Here is a 22328-nt window from a genome sequence, read left to right on the forward strand (position 1 = left end):
ACCCTATATCAGCGAAATTTATTCCTAGGAATAAATATTTTTATTTGTACAGATAAATAAATTTATTCCTAGGAATAAATTTCGTTGCTCAGGCGAGACAAAAGTAGTGCTCGCCTAATAGAGATTCATTCAGATACGATGATCTCTATTAGGTGAGCTTTATTACTTTCTTTACTTTTATGAGAACAACTATATGTTTTTTGAAGTTAAAAGAAAAGAGATATATGAGTAAGCTGAAATTATTTTTGGAAGCGTAAAGAGCTACACCGTAAATGCACCTATCCAAACCTATGGAGAGGGTGCTAGAGGCTACAATCAGTACGATGGCACTGTAGACGAAATACATTTCCAGAGTATCGAGACCTTTGGTCAAGGCTCGGTAGGCGTCCAGATTAGTAAGCCTATTGGCACACTTACCGTGGAGAAAGATATTGTCAACCATGGCTCTATTGGCAATTCGCTAGTGAAGGGGGTCATTGTCCAACTCCCTGCGTATGCCCTAAGTATCAAGGAGGGCGGTTCGGTAAACCTTATCGATGTGAAAGGGAGCATACGTACCACAGGTGACAACATAGTTTCCTACACGCTCGAGAAGGGTGGTGAAGTGAAGCAGTTGACTGTATGAGGCACTATCGAAGCCCTCGGAAAAGGAAGTAAGGATAGAGATTAAAGGCGGTAGTCTCTATCCTTCCATACCATGAAGTTATTCTCCTTGGGTGCTACAATGGAGGTGTCATACTTTTACATTTATGAAATTTTATTTGGAGTAATAGTAGCTAAAAAGAGAAGTTTACTGTACCTTTGTGGATAAAGTAGAATGTATCCCCTTTTTCTGACCGATGAAGATAATCAAACGAAATAAGCAAGCTGAAACGTTCTCTGTAGCTAAGATTAAGAACGCCCTGAGCAGAGCTTTCAGGGCTACAGAGACAAGGATTACCAACTCCCAATTAAACGCTTTATGCGAAAGTATCCTCGCCGAGATTGGCACCCCGGATGCTATTGAAGTGGAGACGGTGCAAGACATCGTGGAAACGTGCCTAATGGCGAATGGTTACTACAAGGTGGCTAAAGCCTATATCCTCTACAGGACAAAGCATAGCGAAGCACGCGAAGTGATTAATCTATTCCGAAAGTACATTGTAGATGAGGAGATAATCTCCCTTCTTAAGGAACTTCAGGAGCAATACACAGGAGCGGCCTATGCGCTAGACCTGCTCTACGCCAAGTTTTATGCCTTTCATAAGGAGGGGGCAGACCCTTTGCAGATGCTTATCAAGGCTGCCGTAGAACTCATTACTAGAGAGGCGCCCAATTGGGAGTTCGTTGCCGCTCGACTGCTGGGCTTGGAGCTGCGCAAAGGACTAGAGAAAGTGGAGGCGAAATATCATATCTCCACCTTTTACGACAAGATAAAGTTCCTCACCGAAGAGGGGCTTTACGGTCGGTATATCTTGGAGCACTATTCCAAGGAAGAAGTAGATGATCTGGCAGCTATCATGGATAACCGCCGCAATAATCTACTTACCTATAGTAGTCTGCACCTAATAGCCAAACGCTACCTTATACACTCTGGCAACCACGTAGTACTGGAGAGCCCTCAGGAGATGTTTATGGGTATCGCTATGCACCTTGCCATACCTGAGCAGAACAAGGTACAATGGGCTAGCAAGATCTACGATATCCTCTCGCAGCTAAAGGTGACTATGGCGACGCCTACGATGAGTAATGCGCGCAAGCCTCTTAGTCAGCTCTCGAGTTGTTTTATAGATGTGATGCCGGACAACCTCATCGGTATCTACCGTACGATAGACAACTTTGCCCAGGTCTCTAAGTATGGTGGCGGTATGGGTATTTACCTTGGCAAGGTGCGTGCTGTGGGAAGCGATATTCGCGGATTTAAGGGCGTGGCTGGCGGCGTACTCAAATGGGTGAAGCTGGCTAACGATACAGCTATTGCGGTAGATCAATTGGGCGTACGACAAGGCTCAGTAGCACTGTACCTAGATATATGGCATCGTGATATGCCGGAATTCCTCCAGATCAGGACCAATAACGGTGACGACCGCATGAAGGCGCACGATGTATTCCCTGGGGTATGCGTTCCCGACTTCTTTTGGCAGCAGCTTGAAGCAGACCCCAATGGCACGTGGCACATGCTCTGTCCGCACGAAGTCTTGAGCGTAAAGGGGTATGCCCTTGAGGACTACTGGGGAGAGGAGTGGACACGACGTTACCAAGAGTGTCTGCAAGACAATCGGCTCGCCAAGCGCCCTATTGCCATCAAAGATATGCTCCGCCTTATCATAAAGAGTGCGGTGGAGACTGGAACACCATTTATCTTCAATAGAGATACGGTGAACCGTATGAACCCCAACGGTCATTGCGGTGTTATCTATTGCTCCAACCTATGTACCGAGATTGCCCAAACACAGAGCGAAATCCGACTGAAGCAACAGACAGTGGTGCTAGAGGATGGCGAAGAGGTGGTGGTAGAGAAGACTATCGCAGGCGACTTCGTGGTATGTAATCTGGCTTCGCTCGTACTGGGCAATATCGACACAGATAGCTCTACAGAGCTGAGAGATACGGTGCACACCATTGTGCGTGCGCTAGACAATGTGATTGATCTCAACTTCTACCCCATTCCGTATGCCGAGATAACCAATCATAAGATGCGCCCTATCGGCTTGGGGAGTAGTGGATATCATCACCTACTTGCAAAGCGAGGCATCGCTTGGGAGAGCCAAGAGCACCTCGACTTTATGGATAAGCTCTATGAGCGTATCAATTACTACGCTATCGAGGCTTCGTCTCTCCTTGCTGCCGAGAAGGGGAAGTACGCTCGCTTCGAGGGGAGTGACTGGCAGACGGGGGAATACTTCACGAAGCGCGACTACACGAGTGAGCGTTGGCAAAAGCTAGCCGCACAGGTGGCTGAACTGGGTATGCGCAACGCTTATCTACTTGCTATAGCCCCAACGAGTTCGACCTCAATCATTGCAGGTACGACAGCGGGCACTGATCCTATCATGAATCGCTTCTTCCTAGAGGAGAAGAAGGGCTCGATAGTACCGCGTGTGGCGCCCGACCTCTCCGACGAAACCTATTGGCTCTATAAGACGGCGCATCTGATAGACCAAAATTGGGTGGTAGATGCAGCGGGAGTACGGCAGCGTCATCTAGATCAGGCACAAAGTGTCAACCTCTATATTACCCAAGACATCACCTTTGGTGGCATACGAGACCTTTATCTCAGAGCTTGGCACCAAGGGGTAAAGACACTCTATTATATCCGCAGTCTGGCACTCGAAGTAGAGGCGTGCGAGACTTGCTCTGCATAAGTATTACGCAATCAAATACAAATCATTCCCCATGGAACTAAAAAAGAAAGCGCTCTTCAATGAGCATGGCGATATAGACCTATCGAAACGTAGGATGATCAATGGCAATACCACCAACCTTAATGACTTCAACAACATTAAGTATAGTTGGGTATCCAACTGGTATCGTACAGCGATGAATAACTTCTGGATTCCCGAGGAGATTAACCTAGGGCAGGATGTAAAAGACTACCGTATCCTGAGCAACGCCGAGAAGACAGCCTACGACAAGATTCTCTCATTTCTGATCTTCCTAGATAGTATACAGACGGCCAACCTCCCCAACGTAGGAGAGTATATTACGGCCAACGAGGTAAATCTATGCCTTACTATTCAGGCCTTTCAGGAGGCGGTACACTCACAGAGCTACAGCTATATGCTAGACTCCATCTGTTCACCTGAAGAGCGCACGTCTATCCTATACCAATGGCGAGACGATGAGCATCTCCTGAAGAGAAATAAGTTCATTGGCGATATATACAATGACTTCCAGCTGCACAAGACGCCCGAACAGCTAGTCCGTACTATGGTGGCTAACTATATCTTGGAGGGGGTTTACTTCTACTCTGGGTTTATGTTCTTCTACAACCTAGGGCGTATGGGCAAGATGCCAGGCTCCGTGCAGGAGATCCGCTATATCAATAGGGATGAGAACACCCACCTTTGGCTCTTCCGCTCCATTATACTCGAGCTTAAGAACGAACACCCAGAGCTATTCACCCCAGAGCGCGAAGCGGAGTTCGTAGAGATGATAAGGGAAGGAGCGCTGCAGGAGATCGCTTGGGGGAAATACGTCATCGGCGACGACATTGAAGGGCTCACCACTCAGATGGTCAGCGACTACATCATGTATCTAGCCAATCTTCGCAGCTCCAACCTTGGCTTAGGCGTAATTTTCCCAGGGCATGAGGAGGAGCCCGCAAGTATGAATTGGGTATCACAGTATAGCAACTCCAATCTCATCAAAACCGACTTCTTCGAAGCCAAGCCTAGCGCTTACGCCAAGAGCGCTTCCATAGAGGACGACCTTTAATACCGCAATTACAATGGGATAATTGGGATTGTATACCCCTCCTGATATCTGAGTATTTGGTATCTTTGTGCATTAAAATACTTTAGACGATATAGATAGATAATATGGCAAAGAAGACTGATGCCCTCACACCTCGTAGCGAAGACTACTCTAAGTGGTATAACGAGCTAGTGGTAAAGGCAGACCTCGCTGAGAATAGTGAGGTACGTGGCTGTATGGTGATTAAGCCTTATGGTTATGCGATATGGGAGAAGATGCAAGCGGTACTGGATGGCATGTTTAAGGAGACAGGACATGTCAATGCCTACTTCCCGCTATTTATCCCGAAGTCGTTCCTCTCTAGGGAGGCAGACCACGTAGAGGGTTTTGCTAAGGAGTGCGCAGTGGTGACCCACTACCGCCTGAAGAATAACCCCGATGGTTCGGGTGTGGTTGTTGACCCTGCGGCTAAGCTGGAGGAGGAACTCATCGTACGCCCTACTTCTGAGACTATTATCTGGAATACCTATAAGGGGTGGATACAGTCTTGGAGAGACCTCCCTATCCTATGCAATCAGTGGGCTAATGTTGTCCGCTGGGAGATGCGCACCCGCCTATTCCTCCGCACGGCAGAATTCCTATGGCAAGAGGGACACACCGCCCACGCTACACGCGAAGAGGCGCGTGAGGAGACCGAGCGAATGATCGGAGTATACCGCGACTTCGCAGAGCAGTATATGGCTATGCCTGTAATAGTGGGACACAAGAGCGAGACCGAACGCTTTGCGGGCGCTATTGATACCTATACTATCGAGGCGCTGATGCAAGACGGCAAGGCGCTACAGAGTGGTACTTCCCACTTCTTGGGGCAGAACTTTGCCAAGGCCTTCGGTGTTACCTTCACCAATAAGGAGGGCGAGGAAGAGCTCGTATGGGCAACCTCTTGGGGTGTTTCTACCCGTCTGATGGGTGCCCTCATCATGAGCCACTCCGACGATAATGGTCTAGTACTTCCTCCTAAGTTAGCCCCTATCCAAGTGGTCATCGTACCTATCTACAAGTCTATGGAGCAGCTAGAGGAGCTTCGTGTAGCCCTCAAGCCAATCGTGGATGGACTCAAGGCAAAGGGTGTCTCCGTAAAGCTCGACGACTCCGATAATAAGAAGCCAGGCTGGAAGTTCGCTGAATACGAGCTAAAGGGTGTACCCGTACGCCTCGCTATGGGTGGTCGCGACTTAGAGAATGGCACTATAGAGGTGAGCCGAAGAGATACGCTCACCAAGGAGACTAAGGAGCTTGATGGCATCGTAGAGTATGTGGCACAGCTGCTCGAGGATATCCAGAAGAACATCCTACAGAAAGCACTCGACTACCGTGCCGAGCATACCACCATCGTAGACACCTACGACGAGTTCAAGAGAGTACTAGATGAGAAGGGCGGATTTATCCTCGCCCATTGGGACGGTACCCCCGAGACAGAGGCTGCCATAAAAGAAGAGACCAAGGCAACTATCCGTTGTATCCCTTCCGATGGCGATACCACGCCAGGCACCTGCATGTATAGCGGCAAGCCTTCAGCCCGCAGAGTGCTCTTCGCACGCGCTTACTAAAAGCTCTCCCAATATGTAGCATTATGCTATACATTATAAATGAGCTACCGCCCCTAGCACCTAACATCGTCATGATGATAGTGCTGGGGGTGGTAGCTCTTTATATCCTCTTCCTCTTACTGCGCCAGTCCAGCTCCCGAAAGTTCAAACCAAAACCCACAGAGACCTATAAGGCAGTCCCTCAGACTAGGCAGGCAGCAATCGTAGTACCCCCAATCCCCCATGCGCCCACCGGAGCAAAGGCAAGGTGGATGGTTCTCGACCTACAGACCACAGGGCTAAGCACGATACGTGGAGCCGAAGACCTGATCGTTGAGGCTACTTGGCTGCTTCTAGATGAGGCATACCAGCTCATCCGCAAACGCACACACCGAGTGTACCAATCATACAGTGGCAGCCAGGAGGCACAAGAGGTGCATGGTCTATCAGAGCAAGACCTAAGGCGGCATGGCATAACAGAAGCTCAGCTGGTAGAGTACTTCCTCGCAGACCTATTGCCTCAAACCACGATTGTGATGCACAATGCTGAGTTTGACCTCGCTATTATCTTAAGCACCATCGAGCGAGTAGCACCTAATTCTCTGCCCCAAGTCAGGAGCCACTCCACCTTCTGTACCATGACCTATCTACCCCTCGAGCACTATCCCTCGCTAGGCGCACTCACCACAAGCATTACCTCCTTCACCCAAGCACAGTTCCGCGCCCTCCGACCTATCTCCTACCGCAACGCCTACTTCACCCGTCACTGTCTCATCGCCCTCCAACAATTGTAGGCACATGTGGCACAAGGACTCCCGTTTTCTTATTATCTTTGCATTGCTTAACAGCATTTATCATCATACAAAGGACGCATGCACATACGGTAAGCGGTATAGTAGCCATTTCAGTTTCCCCAAATCCCACCCTCCCTACTTGTGCCTCTACGGTCTTTTATGCAGGATGAACAGACGTTGGATAAATAGCGATTATTCATTAACATATTGATTATTAGATGAGACAACACTCTGCATTCGCACTCATTATGGGTGCATTATCTTTTCTTGCAACGCCACAAAAGGGGTTTGCCGACCAGCAACCAGTGAGCGTGCTGAGCTCTGATACGGATAGTATCTCGGGCAATACCTACAAGCTCAACACCTTAGTCATAACTGGCAATAGGCGACCCAAGATGAGCAAACTCGATGTGGCACTAAAGGACATCCCCGTAACGATTTCCAATATCAGGCTAGAGCCACTCAAGCTAAGAGGCATTTTCAACTTCCAAGAAGCTACACGCTTCGCTCCTAGTGTCAATACACGTACCACCTACGGTGCCTTCCAGCAAGTGAGTGTACGCGGATTCGACTACTCCCCTATCGAAGTCGATGGCATGCGCGATGAGCGTACCACCTGGAACTCATTCCCACTCCCCGACCTCTCTATGGTAGAGTCCATCGAGGTGGTAAAAGGTCCCTCTTCAGTACTCGGTGGGCACTCCTCTGTAGGTGGTTCTATCAATATCGTACGAAAGGCGGCAAAGAACGAACCCCTACTAGAGCTCTTACTCGCTACGGGATCGTGGAATACCCACCAGATTGCGGGCACCATTGGGGGCAAGGTAACCGAGGGTATCAATACCCTATTCAATGTCAATCGTGAATGGGGCGATAGGTGGAGACACACAGGAGACCGCAGGTTCTCGCTCTATAATAATACCACCTTTCAGCTAGCGGCAAAGCACATCCTAGACCTCAGGCTAAGCTACGTACACGATTTCTATGGTACCGAAGCCGGACTGCCCCGCACCATGCCTGGCGATATCACCTACGAGCCTACAGGTAAGGAGATATACAAAAAGGGAGATATGCTCAGAGGGCTCAACCCTACTTGGCGGTACAACAACCCTACCGACTTCATGTGGAATAAGGGCTGGAATGCCTATCTCCGCTACAACTGGTACATAGCAGAGGGCTGGAAACTATCCAATAAGATGATGTATAGCCACGACATCATAGACTACTTTTCTACCGAGTCCCTCTCCTATCCTACTAGCGACGAACCTATATACCAGTACTCCTATACCTCGAAGGGCAAGAAAAAGTATATCGATCTCGATCATATCGTCCTCGACTTCCCACTCCGCTTTCAGCACGTGGCGAAGACCTTCCAAAACCATATCGACCTCAACGGACGATTCAATCTAGGCAGCATCAAGAATAAATTTATGGTAGGGGCATCCTATACCTTCCTTGATCGCCACTCCTTCCAGGGGTACAACGTATCGGATAAGCCCTATAGCCCCAATACCTTCGGAGACCATGACGTCTACGGTCCTGGCGTAAATACACCCATCAATGTGTACGACCCACAGAGTGCCGGACCTATCTACCAACGCCTCAGTACTGCCGCCAAGTTTCACACACAAGTGATTGGCGTCTTCATGCAAGACATGCTGGAATTCACCGAGACACTCAAAGCCTTCGTAGCACTACGCTACAACAACTACTCTATCCGTCACTTCAAGGGCTTGGAGGTTGTGGATAGAAAGCCTGAGTATAAGGGAGGAGAAGTGGCAGACAACCTCACTTACAATGCTCTTACCTATCGCTTTGGCTTGGTATACGAACCTATCAAGGACGTCACACTGTATGGTAGTTATGCTAACTTCTTCCTCCCCGACCGTCGCTCTCGCACGCCAAACCCTAAGGTAATTTACATCAATAAGGAAGGTAAGATTATCGACCAGCAGACTGCCGACTTCTCAAAGTCTATCTTTGACCCCACCACAGGTTATCAAGCAGAGCTAGGTACCAGCTTCACAATCAATGAGAACTTCGAGGGTCGCCTCTCAGGTTACCATATCCTCCAGAAGAATCTCGTACGCACCATCGGCTATGTTCCAGGCACAGATGAGAAAGGTAAGGAGATACAGAAATCTGTTACCGCACAGTGTGGCTCTGTATTATCTTCCGGTGTAGAAGCCGAAGTCACCTACTCACCGCTTCACAACCTATCTCTATCGGCTGGCTATGGCTATAACCACTCCAGATATGGAGAGGTAGCACAGAATGAATTGGGCTTGAAGGGAGCCGACAAAGGCAACCTCCTCAACCACATTCCGCAGCACACATTCTTTAGTTATGGTAGCTACGCCTTTGTAAAGGGTGCTCTAAGTGGCTTAAACCTCAATTACAGCACCACCTACACAGGTAAGATGTACCGTGACTTCGGTTCCAATCTCTCGTTCGACCCCTACTTCCTACTCAATCTCGGTGCGAGATATACCGTAGCAGATACAGGTCTATCCATCGGTCTTATGATGAATAATGTACTGGACAAGAGATACTACGCACAAGCATTGGGGACTCAGCTTATCCCTGCTGAGCCTCGTAGCGTGAAGCTCATGCTCAATTACAAGATTTGGTAATACCCCCCAATTAATAGAATACATTTATCCTTATGAAGATAACTCGACTAATATGGAAGTGGGTGCTAGAGTTGCACCGATTCCTTGGCACCCTACTATCAGCATTCGTGCTCATGTGGTTTCTCAGCGGTATGGTTATGCTCTACCAGCATTATCCACGTGTGGGCGATAAAGAGCTACCCCACATGACCTCTTTGCCTGCCGAGATTACAGACTCCATCACTAGGCTTCCAGGTCAGGTATCTTCATTGACCTTGGCTGTAAGCAATGGACACCCCTCGTTCCGTATCTGGAGCGAGGAGGGTGATCCTTTGCTCCTCGATGCCAAAACGCTAGTGGAGATAGATGGGCACACTACCCTAGAGGAAGCCAGAGAAAAGGCAAAAGTATGGTACCCCGAAATCAAGAGTGAAAGAGTACTTGACCACTTGGAGACTTTCGTACCACTCCCTCACTTTCGGAAAGATTTACCTATCTACCGCTTCGACCTCGCAGACGAGGCAGGCACTATTCTCCATTACTCCAGCCAGAGTGGCGCTCTACTCCAGTCCACTACACGCATGGAGCGCTTTTGGGCATACCTCGGACCTATTCCTCATTACCTCTATATATGGCAGTTGAGACAACACCGAGACACATGGATTCATGCCATAGAGTGGATAGCTGGCATAGGAGCGCTCATGTGCTTACTAGGTATCATCATCGGATGTGCTATGTACCTCAAGGTATGGCGCAAGAGGCACAAGTTTGCCTCACCCTATACCAAGAGCAAGTGCCTAAAGTGGCATCATATAGCAGGCTTTTTCTTCGGTTTCTTCGCCTTTACCTTCCTCCTCTCCGGGGCGCTTTCGTTTGGCAATCTCCCCGAGGGGCTGAAGCGCAAAGAGGCTAATCCCGACCTGATAGGTGCGCTCTACACTCAGCCCGATGTGGTGGTAGACAGCCTTCTGAAGAGCGATTTGGATTTGCTCCTCACCACCTTCCCCGAAGGCATCAAGCAGATTGAGGTCTCCCGCTTCGGAACTAAAAATATCTACGATGTAGCCTTTAGTGACGAGAGGAAGCCACTGATGATAGAGGGTGGGCAAGCTCTGCCACTCCATATTACGGAAGAGGAGGTTATGGAATATGTATCCAGCCATACTGATAGTCCTTTCACCCTAGAGGTAATCGATAAGTACGATGCCAACTACTCTAGGAGAGGCAAACAACAGAATCTCCCTGCCTACAAGGTGACACTTCAGGACGAAGACCAACACCTCGTATACATTAACCCCAAGACCGCTGGTATAAGGGTCTCCAACCTCAGCACACGAGGCGAGAGATGGATATTCCCTAAGCTCCACAACTTCAAGATGGGGGGCATCCTCTCCAATAATGATACAGTGCGAAAGGCGCTCATCTGGATTCTACTACTCGGTGGTACGGTATTGAGTGGCACAGGGGTATGGCTCGGAGTACGTTACTTTAGCAGAAAACTCCGGTCTGTAAGACGAATAAAACGCTCTCAGGCGAGCGCCCGTTGCGACTAGCGCAAGTAGGTAAATTTATTCCTAGGAATAAATTTATTTTTCTGTACAAATAAAAATATTTATCTCTAGGAATAATTTTATTTATTCCTAGAGATAAATATTCATAGTCAGGCGAGCCACATGCAACGCATTAGGGACGACAATCAAGGGGGATATAGGTGTATGACAATTGACCCAAGAGGGGGCAGTGTTAAATAGGCACAGGGTGGAGACCTGTATAATGCATGTTTGCATCATTGGCTACGCAAATAAGGTTTCCTCCCTCCCCCTTATCCACTCTCACCCCCCACGCAATGCAGCTCTGTATATATGCGGTGTCGGCAAAAAAGTGTACCTTTGTGTGATATGGGTCTTGATTGGAAATACAACCCTCTAAGTGAGGATGAAAGGGGACTGGCAAAGGATTTGGCAGTTCAGGCTAAGCTATTGCCGCAAGTGGCAGAAATGATTATGAAGCGAGGGGTAAGAGACTCCGAAGCTCTGAGTCGCTACCTAAAACCTTCGCTCAAAGACCTTCACGACCCATTCCTCATGCCGGATATGGACAAGGCGGTATCGAGGCTGAATAGGGCTATTGGCAATAAGGAGAAAATCCTAATATATGGTGACTACGATGTAGACGGTATCACTGCCGTAACACTCGTATACATGTACTTCCGATACATCACAGCCTCTATTGACTACTATATCCCTGATCGCTACGAGGAGGGCAGCGGAATATCCAAGCAGGCTATAGAATTTGCGCACAAAGAAGGCTTTACCCTCTTTATCGCACTCGACTGTGGCATAAAGGCGAATGATATGGTGGCTTATGCCAAGAGCCTAGGGATAGACTTTATCATCTGCGACCACCATGTGCCAGATAGCGATCTGCCGGAAGCCGTTGCTAACCTTAATCCTAAACTCCCTGGCTCACCCTATCCTTTCAAAGAGCTCTCGGGCTGTGGCGTAGGCTACAAGCTCCTTCAAGCCTTTGGGCACAATAATGGCAGCGATTCTAGGGTACTGGAGGGGATGCTCGACCTTGTGGCAGTAAGTATAGCGGCAGATCTTGTACCTCTGGAGGGGGAGAATAGAACCCTAGCCTACTTTGGACTCAAGCAGCTCAACCACCGCCCATCGGTGGGGCTCAAGGGGATTATCAATGTGAGTGGACTAGGGAGCAAGCAGCTGGATATGACCGACATTATCTTTAAGATTGGTCCTCGCATCAATGCCTCTGGTCGTGTGCAGAGTGGTAGAGAGTCGGTAGACCTTCTACTCACGCGTGATGCTAAGGAGGCGAAGGAGATGAGCCACCACATAGATGAGTACAATAATCAACGTCGACTCATAGACCACTCTATCACTCAGGAGGCCAATGAGATTGTGGAGAGCTTCACCGATATGCAAGATCGCAAGATTATCATTGTGTATGACCCTTCGTGGCACAATGGCGTGATAGGTATCGTAGCATCCCGACTTTCGGAGAAGTACAATAGACCGACTATAGTACTCACCGATACACAAGGGGATATGGTCAATGGCTCGGCACGAAGTGTGATGGGCTATGATATCCACAAGCTATTGGAGGGAAGCAAGGAGATACTCGAGAACTTCGGTGGGCACCCCTACGCAGCAGGGCTAACGATTCAGAAGAAGCACCTACACCAGTTCATCAAAAACTCTACCGAGATGGCAGACCGAGAGCTGACCATAGAGGACTTGATGCCGAAGCATGAGATAGACTTGCAACTAGAGCTGCAGGATATCTCGGCTACGCTAAGGCGACAGATTAAGCGTATGGCACCATTCGGTCCGGGCAATGAGAAGCCACTACTGTGCACCAATGGCGTGGTGAGCGTTACCCCTCCACGACTGATGGGGTACAAGAAAAGCCACCTCCGGCTAATGGTTTCTAAGCCCAATGAGATGCCTATCTACCAAGCTGTGGCATACAACCAAGCGGAGCTTCTTCCACTAATCGCCAAGGGTAAGCCCTTTGATATCCTCTACACGGTAGAGGAGTTTTACCGCCAAGGAAAGCACGGTATCCAGCTCAATATCCAAGATATCCACATAGAGGGGAGAGAGGGATATGAGACCCCTACGAACAAGTAACGCCACACCCGAGGAGGTACTAAAGGAGTACTGGGGCTATGAGCACTTCCGACCTATGCAGGCGGAGGTGATTGGGAGTATCCTAGAGGGGCACGATACACTGGCACTGATGCCAACGGGTGGAGGCAAGTCCATGACATTTCAGGTTCCTGCTATGCTCTGTGAGGGAGTAACGATAGTGATATCGCCCCTTGTGGCGCTAATGAAAGACCAAGTAGATAACCTCAGAAAGCACAATATTAGGGCTGGCTACCTACACAGTGGACTACGACGTGGCGAGATGCTAGCTATCATGGACAATTGTACGTATGGGTATTATAAGATCCTCTACGTATCGCCGGAGCGTCTCTCCAACCAATTATTCCTCAATCGTATTGGCTCATTGGATATCTCCTTTGTGGTGGTAGACGAAGCCCACTGTATTAGCCAATGGGGTTACGACTTCCGTCCAGACTACCTCAGGATAAGCGAGTTCAGACACCGTATCCCCGAGGTGCCCCTCCTTGCACTTACTGCCACTGCAACCTCGCAGGTAGTGGAGGATATACAGATGCGCTTGGAGTTTAGGGAGGGAAGCAAGCTATTCAAGAAGAGTTTTGCTCGTAAAAACCTCTCCTACGTAGTACGGGAGACCTACGATAAGCCACGCGAACTCGTCCACATCCTAGGGAATGTGGAGGGTAGCGCACTGGTGTATGTCCGAAGCCGCAAGAAGACAAAGCAGATATCGGATCTCCTGAGGGAGTTCGGCATGAGTAGCGACTACTTCCATGCGGGTCTGCCTACGGAAGTCAAGGCACAGAAACAGAATGCTTGGCAAGCTGGGCAAACCCGAATAATGGTCTGCACGAACGCTTTTGGTATGGGTATTAATAAGGAGGATGTGCGCATCGTTATCCATCCGATGGCACCTCCTGCCCCTGAGTTTTACTACCAAGAAGCGGGGCGAGCTGGACGAGACAATAAACGCGCCTTTGCCGTGGTACTTTATACCCCGTCGGAAGACGAGAGGCTTCTGTACGGGATGCTAGAGCGAGCATTTCCGCCAGAGGAGGTAGTACTACAGGTCTATGATACTCTGGGCACCTATTTCCAATTGGGCGAGGAGAGTGGAGAGGGTGCGCTCTATGAGTTTGACCTCTTCGACTTCTGCAAGCGCTACAGAGTACCAAGCCACGTGGTAACGGCTTCGCTATCTATCTTACAACTCTCGGGCTATATGGAGTACCTCGAAGACCACGAGATGGCGAGTAGGCTTATGATTACTACCGATAGGAATAGCCTATATACCCTATTCACAGACCAAGAGGAGGTCTACGATGATGTGCTGGAGTACCTGATGCGTAAGTATCCAGGGCTATTCACCGAGTATGCTTTTATAGACGAGCAGCAGATATGCAATGCTCTGGGATTGCGGCGAGAGGGACTGGTACAAGTACTAACGAACCTACGCCGTTGGCATGTTATTGACTACATCCCTGGGAAAAGGAGCAACTACATCTGCTATCTCAGGCAACGCATCCCAGCTAAACGCCTCAGGATTCCTGCCGGTATTTATCGAAGCCGTTACCAAATGGCGCGTAAGCGGGTGGATGCCATGATAGAGTACATGGCTACTCAGGCAGACTGCCGAGCCAAGCACTTAGTTGGCTACTTCGACGAACCCGACCCTCTGCCCTGCGGGTATTGCGACCTCTGCCTAAAAAAACAACCACCCGGTCTATCACATCGTAAGATAGACCAGGTAGAAGAGTATCTGCATGAGCACCAAACTACAACTATCGGAGAAGTGGCAACGGCCCTTTCCTTTTCCGAAGAGCTCGTCCGGCAAGCTATGGACTATCTAATCTCCGAGCACCATCGCCTACTGCTCAGTGGTGATGCTATTCTTTACGGCGCAGCAACAGGATCCGAGTATCATCCTCTCTGAGCAACCACACCAAGCCATTCTCCAATACGCCGTAGTGGTTTACCTGCTTTAGAGCAAAGGACATCGCAATCTCTTTGCTCATATCTTCGCAGAGTTGCCTAGTAGAGAAAATATCCTTGAATCGGATAAGGTTGGGTGCACGTAGCTCAAATTGGGCACCAAAGTCATTGCACCCAAGGTGCCCCAGTACCTCCTTCTTGGTCATGTCGAAGATGACATAAGGGAGGGTGCTCTGGTTGTTGCAATAATTGGTATTCCCGATACGTACCACCTCCCATGTACCAGCTAGGCTATCAACGGGCAGGGGCTCCACAAAAGGGAGCTCTAACTCCACAGCCTCAGGTTGGATGATTGGCGGAGTAGAGAGTTCGCTAGAGACCCTCGTGAGCCGTACCGCTACGGTGCCGTCATCAGTAAGGAGCGATAGCTGAGTACCGTCACTTGAGATCTCAAAACCTTTAACTCGATTCAGAGAATTCTTGATGACCAACTCCTCCTCCACCCTATCGCACACAACGAAAGGGGTAAGTATCTCTCCCAGAGTAAGCTTACCAGGCTCCACATCAATAGATACAGAGAAAGGAGTGCAGCCTAATGTACCATAAGCCAGACGCTCCTCGGGGTCAATGGCAATAATAGCCTCAGGATTATTGATGCCAAACCCACTTGCTTCCTGTACACTCCACGCCCCAGTAAGGTCCTTCACACTATGTTTATCGGTACAGCTACCAAATAAGAGCACTATAGCGAGCAGTGTAACAATCTCCCTCATATCACTTACGTCCAATACCTGTATACCTAAATCCTAAAGCCTCTAGCTCTGAAGGCTGGTAGATATTCCTACCATCCACCACGAGATTACCCCTCATTAGTTCCTTTACTTTAGACCAATTGGGGAGCCTAAACTGTTTCCACTCCGTGAGCAATACTACCGCATCAGCGCCCTCTACCACATCATAGATATTAGTGCCATACTTCACCGATTGAGGGAGGATACGTTCGGCATTTTCCATAGCAATAGGGTCGAAGGCATATACCTCTGCGCCCTCCAATACGAGGTGGGCAATCACTTCTATTGCTGGTGCCTGTCGCATGTCGTCTGTTTCGGGCTTGAAGGCTAGCCCCCATATAGCTATCTTCCTACCCTTAAGGTCTCCGAGATACGCCTTGAGCTTATCGAAAGGGCGGAGCTTCTGACGTTCGTTGGCTCTATGCACCCCTTCTATAATAGTCATCGTCACACCATGCTCCCTCCCTGTACTCGCGAGTGCCTGTACATCCTTAGGAAAACACGAACCACCATAGCCGCAGCCGGGGTAGAGGAATGCCTTACCTATGCGTTTGTCCGACCCCATGCCCTCTCTTACCAAAGAAATATCTGCGCCAAGCGCTTCGGCGAGATTGGCTAGCTCGTTCATAAAACTAATACGCGTAGCGAGCATAGCATTGGAAGCATACTTGGTGAGCTCGGACGATCGAATATCCATCCCTATCACACGGTAGTTATTAAGTAAGAAAGGGCGATAAAGCTTACCCATCAGCTCCTCGGCATAAGCACTCTTGTAACCAACGACTACACGGTCGGGGCTCATAAAGTCCTTAATGGCGGCTCCCTCCTTCAGGAACTCTGGGTTATTCGCCATATCAAGCGGCAGCTCTTCTAGCCCCCTCACCTTATAACCCTCACGGATAATCGCCTCCACCCTATCGGTAGTCCCCACTGGCACGGTGCTCTTGGTGACTACAAGTAGGTGCCTATTGGCAGTAGCTCCTATCTCTCTAGCCACCTCATAGACATACTTTAGGTCGGCCTGTCCCTCTTCGCCAGTAGGTGTCCCCACGGCTATAAAGAGCATCTCTACCTGATTGATTACCTCCGGCAATGAGGTATGAAAAGAGAGGCGTCCTTCCTCGGTATTCTTTAGTACTAGCTCCTCCAAACCTGGCTCATAGATAGGGATGACCCCTCTCCTAAGTGCCTCTACCTTTTCAGTATTAGTGTCCACACAGTAGACCCTTACCCCCATTTCGGCAAAGCAAGTACCACTTACTAGCCCTACATATCCAGTGCCTACAATCGCAATATTCATACGTATTATTATCTCTTTGGATTCTTCTACAAAGATACTAAATTAGACAGAGGCACGTAGATAGGATACAATTTGATTAAGTTTGCAAGGTAAGTAGTTTGGAATAGGAGAATATGAGTGAGCATATCCTTAAACGATTTGAGGGGTACCTACGGTACGAACGAGGAATGTCGGAGCTAACACGCACGGCCTACCTCGGAGATATTGCGCTATGGTTGAAACTAGAAGGCAAAGCCGATATGGATGACAACGCTCAGCTCACTGACTTCCTCCTTAGCTTCGATAATCGCAAAGCACGTAAGTCGCTAATCAAACTGATGAGCAATGGCAATACCCCACGTAGTGTGAAGCGACGCCTGAGCGCTATTCGTGGGCTTTACAACTATCTGATGAAGATAGAGCTCATAGAGCGAAACCCATTCAAGGCAGTCCAAGTGCCCAAGGATGGACAATACTTGCCCACCTTCGTTAATGCTGATGTACTCACAAAGCGAATAGAGCAGCTGTATAAAGAAGCTGCCGAGGCCGACACTCTAGAGCAGCAGCGACTTGGATGGCAGCACGCCTTTATAGTAGACCTTCTCTTCCAAACCGGTATGCGTGAGGCGGAGCTTGTAGGACTCACCTTAAATAATATCGATACCCGTGAAGGGAGGTTAAAAGTACTTGGAAAGCGCAATAAAGAACGAATTATCCCCCTCGGTTCTTTGATTTGTGAGAAAATAAATCTATATTTGGGGTACAGAAGTCCATCGGTGGATGGGTGTGAGCAATTTCTGCTCGATGATAAGGGGAAGGCAGCTACCAGCCACTATATATACAAGGTAGTTACTAAGGCTTTGGCACCACTTCCGCAGTATTCGCGTAAGAGCCCACATGTGCTTCGTCACAGTTTCGCTACAGCAATGCTCAATAATGGAGCCGACCTGATGAGTGTGAAGGAGCTATTGGGACACGAGTCGATTTCGAGCACAGCGGTCTATACCCACACCACCTTTGAGGAGCTTCGCAAGATGTACAACGCGCACCCCCGTAGCAGGGGATGCACTAGAAAAGAAAGGAGAACCGACCATGAAGACGAGGGTACAAGCAGTGAATTTTGAGATATCTCAACAGCTGATCGATTTTGTGGAGAAGAGGGTAGGAAAGCTCGAGCGTTTCTACGCAGATATTATAAATGCGGATGTGGCGCTCACCGTAGACAAGAAAGAGCAAGCCATGAATAAGCGTGCACGCATAACGCTAGCAATAAAGGGACCAGACCTATTCAGCGAGAAACTCGCAGACACTTTTGAAGAGGCGGTAGTAGAGGCGTGTGAAGCACTGGAGAAACAGCTAGAGAAGCACAAGGAGCGTAAGTAAATACTAATTCATAATTATTATACTGAGGGCTACGTGGTCGACGGACTGCGTAGCCCTCTAGCTTTCCCCACCCTACCTCTAATAGGGTCTCACAGTAGGGATTCAGCAATTGGCACATAAAAGAGAAGAGTCGCTGTAAAGACTGACTTTACAACGACTCTCTTGGCGGTATGGACGGATCTTGAACGGAAACGTCCTAAGTCGTTATTAATTACAGTCTACTAATTTTCCACTAATACCACTGTAGCAAAATTGTAGCACGCTTTTGAATATCTACAGACTACTACTCTGAATACTTATTGAACACACACTTGCATCCTTCTCAGCGGTACAAAGTTAGCGAAAAACGAACTAACAGCCAAACCTCTGTTAATTAAATCATTAACCTACTCCCTGCTACAAACCCAGGTGCAAGGTGCAAGCCTCTATATAAAGAAGGCTTGCACCTTGCACCTGAGGTTCTCTTAAAGCCTTGTATGATTATTGATTTCTAATGTGTCAAAGTATGCCAATTGAGGATTTTGAGCAAACAATGAGGAATTTTGCAATTACCATTGCAATCAATTCGCATGCAGGAAGTTAGAGTATTCTTAACTATTAATTATGCACCTAATGAGAAAACACTTGCAATTGGTGCATATTCTTGTAATAATCGGGTTGGTACATTTCTTAGGTGCTGGTAACTTTAACATATGAACAGAATAAATATAATTCTGAGAGAATTGAGAGAGCAAAGGAGCCTCAAACAAGAGGATGTCGCTGAAATGCTCAATGTTTCACCTAGTACCTATTCACGATGGGAACGAGGTGAAAAGGAACTATCTTCAAGTGAAATTGAGAGAATTTCTCGTGTGTTTTTTGGCAATGAATTAAAACTATATGCAATACTTGCAAGTCCTTTGATAGAATCATCACCCATCACAAATATTACAGTGTCAATATATACTGAGGAAGCATACAAAAACCTATTGGTGTATTTGTCATCTTGCAATCCAAAATCAATAATTATAATTCAGAATTCAAACCAATGGAAGTAATAGGATTTGAAAGTGATGCTTTTCAAGATCTTTTAGAACGGATTAAGAAGATTGAGGGCTTTGTCGAACGGAGCTCCTCACTCCTTCAAGAGATAGATGAAGAGCTTGAGATGACCTCTAAAGACGTGATGAACGTATTAAACATATCAAAGTCCACACTCTATCGATGGCGAAAATCACAAATGATACCATTCCGATTTACTGGCAATGGTGATGTACGCTATCCTTACAAAAGTGTATGTAATGCTATTAAGAGTAACCGACTCGCAGTTGTGGGGCTTACTTCAGATGATGCCCTAAGAGAATTAAACAAATACAAGGACAATATAATACTAAGCTGTTGTTCAACAAAATCGATAACAGAAGAGAGTGATGATTGATAAAGAACAGATATTAACTCTAACACAAGGAGGTTTGAATGTGTATAACCACTACTTGGGTTTCGAAGTGAACACTCATAAGAACTTCAGAAGTCCCTTTTATGACGATAAAAAGCCTTCATGCCATATCTACTATGATGCTAAAAGTACATCATACAAGTTTCATGACCACGGAGAACCGAGTTACTCTGGAGACTGCTTTTGGTTTGTTGGAGAGCTTTATGGATTGGATACGAGACGAGATTTTCTTGATATTCTCAAACTGATAGTTCAAGATTTAATGCTCCCGATAAGGGTCACAGATGATTATCCGTCACGTTTTGACAAGCGTCATATTCAGAGGAAATGGGTTAGACCTAAAGCTATCCAAGAAGAAGAGAGGATAGATAATAAGCCATATAAAATCCAAACGATATCCTACTCGCAGCCCTTTCTTACCTTTTGGGGAAGATATGGGGTAGATGAGAATACGCTCAAAAGATACAATGTCATCAATATCTCTCAGTTTGAATCCATCAATTCACAAGGTGAGGCTTATACTATAAAAGCAACTGGCACGGAGCCAATATATGGCTATAAGGGGTATGATTATGTCAAGATTTACAGACCCAATAGCACGAAGCTACGCTTTTTATATGGAGGTAGGAAACCTTCTCTCTATTGTTTTGGGCTTGATCAATTACCAACAAAAGGAGATGTTCTTTTAATCACTGGAGGAGAAAAAGATGTTCTATCACTTGCAGCACATGGCTTCAATGCAATCTGCTTCAATAGTGAGACTTCAGTAATTCCTGAGAGCCTAATTGATGGATTGTCACTTCGTTTTAGGCATATTGTACTCCTATATGATGTTGATGAAACAGGCATTCGAGAGAGTGAAAGACAGAAAGTAGCTTTGGAAAAGTACAAGGTCAGAAGTATTCAATTGCCACTGAGTGGAGGTCAATTTGAAAAGGATGTCTCTGACTTTTTCTCCCTTGGACATACGGCAGAAGAATTAAGAGCTTTAATTACAGCTTTACTTCAAGAAATATATTCAGAGACTCTTATGATGATGAAGTCATGCGAGATAGATTACGACAATCCGCCTGACCTATCTAAAGCAATCGTTTCTGTAAATAATGTCCCACTTGGCACACAGGATAATTTGTTTTGTATCACAGGTGGAGAGGGAACAGGTAAGAGCAACTTTGTATCTGCCATTCTTGCTGGAGCAATGAGATATGATGCTCTTGTACCAGAGGAAACTCTTGGATTGGAGGTGAATCCTAATCCCTATGGCTTAGCTGTAATACATTATGACACCGAACAATCAGAAGCACAGCTATATAAAAATCTTGGAAAGACCTTGCGACGAGCATCACTGGTGCAGGTTCCTTCTTTCTATCACTCTCTTTACTTAGCCTCTTTATCTCGACAAGACAGACTTAGGTTAATCAGAGATAGTATGGATTTACTCTACCACGAACACGGAGGCATCCATTTGGTAGTTATAGATGGAATTGCGGATTTAATTAGGTCTGCCAATGATGAAAGCGAGAGTATAGCGATAGTGGATGAACTCTACCGACTAGCAGGCATCTACAATACATGTATTATCTGTGTGCTTCATTTTGTTCCAAATGGAGTAAAGCTTCGAGGCCATATCGGCTCTGAACTTCAGCGAAAAGCTGCTGGGATTTTATCAATAGAAAAAGACGACAATCCAGAACTCTCCGTAGTCAAAGCACTTAAAGTGAGAGATGGTAGCCCTTTGGATGTACCGATGATGCTTTTCGGCTGGGACAAAGAGTTGGACATGTTCGCCTACAGAGGTGAGAAGTCCAAGGAAGAAAAAGAGAAAAGAAAGACGGTTGATTTAGCCTCTCTTGCCAAGGAGATTATGGCTGGGCGTGAGGTTATATCCTATAGTGAATTGGTTGATGCCGTGATGGAGGAGATGGATGTCAAAGATAGGACGGCGAAAAAGTACATAGCTTATATGAGAGAGCAAGATATCTTATCTCAGGAAAACAGTGGAAACTACATAAAAGGGAAGCTATGTCATACTTCTTAAATGAACCTCCTGAGTTTTCTGAGCACAAATCCGAGTTTGAGCTTCTTAAGGAGATGCTTGTCAATATGGAGGGTAAGCTAAATCAATTGCTTGCCCTCCAAAAAACGACTGTTCACCCTCCTTTGAGACCAGAATACTTAGATATTATTGATGTGTCAAAGCTCTTGAAAGTAGAGCAAAAGACTATCTACAACTGGGTGTCTCTCGGCAAAATACCTTTTATCAAAGCTAATGGTCGTCTCCTCTTTCTTCGTCATGAGATAGATGAGATGCTTCGAAGAAGAGATGAATGGTAACAGTTTGTTCAAATTATAGCTCTCGTTCAATTTTATTGAACGAGCTAAACTAAATGAATTAGTATTTGGCGGCTTTTGTTTTGTTCAGTATATTTGCAATGTTCAATAAAATTGAACAAGTATATATCACTGAA

The 22328-nt window shown here is 47.2% G+C and carries 17 protein-coding genes; 15 read left to right on the forward strand and 2 right to left on the reverse strand.

From position 1 onward, the window contains the following. Positions 1–418: 418 nt before the first annotated feature. The 9 genes from IX315_RS04815 to IX315_RS04855 all read left to right on the forward strand — a co-directional run bounded on the left by IX315_RS04815 (position 419) and on the right by IX315_RS04855 (position 14973). Entirely contained in the window at positions 419–625 is a 207-nt protein-coding gene (locus IX315_RS04815) for a hypothetical protein (protein ID WP_211837237.1), read from the forward strand. Positions 626–839: 214 nt separating this feature from the next. After that, positions 840–3344, forward strand: coding sequence for a ribonucleoside-diphosphate reductase subunit alpha (locus IX315_RS04820; RefSeq protein WP_018359265.1), 2505 nt, complete (start codon positions 840–842; stop codon positions 3342–3344). 31 nt (positions 3345–3375) lie between these two features. Next, positions 3376–4416 carry a ribonucleotide-diphosphate reductase subunit beta gene (locus tag IX315_RS04825; RefSeq protein WP_018359266.1) on the forward strand — a complete coding sequence of 347 codons (1041 nt, stop codon included), beginning with the start codon at positions 3376–3378 and terminating at the stop codon, positions 4414–4416. 104 nt (positions 4417–4520) lie between these two features. Continuing rightward, positions 4521–6005 carry a proline--tRNA ligase gene (gene proS / locus IX315_RS04830; protein WP_018359267.1) on the forward strand — a complete coding sequence of 495 codons (1485 nt, stop codon included), beginning with the start codon at positions 4521–4523 and terminating at the stop codon, positions 6003–6005. 23 nt (positions 6006–6028) lie between these two features. Beyond that, positions 6029–6778, forward strand: coding sequence for a 3'-5' exonuclease (locus IX315_RS04835; RefSeq protein ID WP_211638633.1), 750 nt, complete (start codon positions 6029–6031; stop codon positions 6776–6778). A 218-nt stretch (positions 6779–6996) separates the two neighbouring features. Continuing rightward, on the forward strand, positions 6997–9411 hold the full coding sequence (locus IX315_RS04840) for a TonB-dependent receptor (protein ID WP_211837238.1): 2415 nt from the start codon (positions 6997–6999) through the stop codon (positions 9409–9411). A 32-nt stretch (positions 9412–9443) separates the two neighbouring features. Then, positions 9444–10943: a PepSY domain-containing protein gene (locus IX315_RS04845; RefSeq protein WP_018359065.1), complete on the forward strand. Its 1500-nt coding sequence runs from the start codon at positions 9444–9446 to the stop codon at positions 10941–10943. 345 nt (positions 10944–11288) lie between these two features. Next, positions 11289–13043 carry a single-stranded-DNA-specific exonuclease RecJ gene (gene recJ, locus IX315_RS04850; protein ID WP_018359066.1) on the forward strand — a complete coding sequence of 585 codons (1755 nt, stop codon included), beginning with the start codon at positions 11289–11291 and terminating at the stop codon, positions 13041–13043. Then, entirely contained in the window at positions 13021–14973 is a 1953-nt protein-coding gene (locus IX315_RS04855; protein WP_211636530.1) for a RecQ family ATP-dependent DNA helicase, read from the forward strand. Before recJ ends, IX315_RS04855 begins: the two co-directional genes overlap by 23 nt. On the opposite strand, the gene IX315_RS04860 is transcribed toward IX315_RS04855, so the two are convergent. Together IX315_RS04860 and IX315_RS04865 are read right to left on the reverse strand one after the other, a co-directional pair. Continuing rightward, positions 14927–15745 carry an META domain-containing protein gene (locus IX315_RS04860; protein ID WP_211837239.1) on the reverse strand — a complete coding sequence of 273 codons (819 nt, stop codon included), beginning with the start codon at positions 15743–15745 and terminating at the stop codon, positions 14927–14929. The two genes, IX315_RS04855 and IX315_RS04860, sit on opposite strands and share 47 nt — an antisense overlap. A 1-nt stretch (position 15746) precedes the next feature. After that, on the reverse strand, positions 15747–17063 hold the full coding sequence (locus IX315_RS04865) for a UDP-glucose dehydrogenase family protein (RefSeq protein ID WP_018359069.1): 1317 nt from the start codon (positions 17061–17063) through the stop codon (positions 15747–15749). A 113-nt stretch (positions 17064–17176) separates the two neighbouring features. On the opposite strand from IX315_RS04865, the gene IX315_RS04870 reads away from it, so the two are divergent. The 6 genes from IX315_RS04870 (at position 17177) to IX315_RS04895 (ending at position 22194) form a co-directional block, all read left to right on the forward strand. After that, on the forward strand, positions 17177–18166 hold the full coding sequence (locus IX315_RS04870; RefSeq protein ID WP_211641045.1) for a tyrosine-type recombinase/integrase: 990 nt from the start codon (positions 17177–17179) through the stop codon (positions 18164–18166). After that, positions 18135–18425: a ribosome hibernation-promoting factor, HPF/YfiA family gene (gene hpf, locus IX315_RS04875; RefSeq protein WP_018359071.1), complete on the forward strand. Its 291-nt coding sequence runs from the start codon at positions 18135–18137 to the stop codon at positions 18423–18425. The genes IX315_RS04870 and hpf overlap by 32 nt, the downstream gene beginning before the upstream one ends. 692 nt (positions 18426–19117) lie before the next feature. After that, complete coding sequence (locus IX315_RS04880; RefSeq protein WP_018359206.1) at positions 19118–19462, forward strand: helix-turn-helix domain-containing protein; 345 nt, start codon at positions 19118–19120, stop codon at positions 19460–19462. Further along, complete coding sequence (locus IX315_RS04885) at positions 19453–19842, forward strand: helix-turn-helix domain-containing protein (RefSeq protein WP_211837240.1); 390 nt, start codon at positions 19453–19455, stop codon at positions 19840–19842. Before IX315_RS04880 ends, IX315_RS04885 begins: the two co-directional genes overlap by 10 nt. Beyond that, complete coding sequence (locus IX315_RS04890) at positions 19835–21898, forward strand: AAA family ATPase (protein ID WP_211837241.1); 2064 nt, start codon at positions 19835–19837, stop codon at positions 21896–21898. The genes IX315_RS04885 and IX315_RS04890 overlap by 8 nt, the downstream gene beginning before the upstream one ends. 53 nt (positions 21899–21951) lie before the next feature. After that, the gene (locus IX315_RS04895; protein ID WP_211830934.1) at positions 21952–22194 is read left to right on the forward strand and encodes a helix-turn-helix domain-containing protein; all 243 of its coding nucleotides are present in this window, start codon (positions 21952–21954) and stop codon (positions 22192–22194) included. Positions 22195–22328 lie beyond the last annotated feature (134 nt).

It is taken from the genome of Porphyromonas levii, from assembly GCF_018206105.1.
Classification (GTDB): domain Bacteria; phylum Bacteroidota; class Bacteroidia; order Bacteroidales; family Porphyromonadaceae; genus Porphyromonas_A; species Porphyromonas_A levii.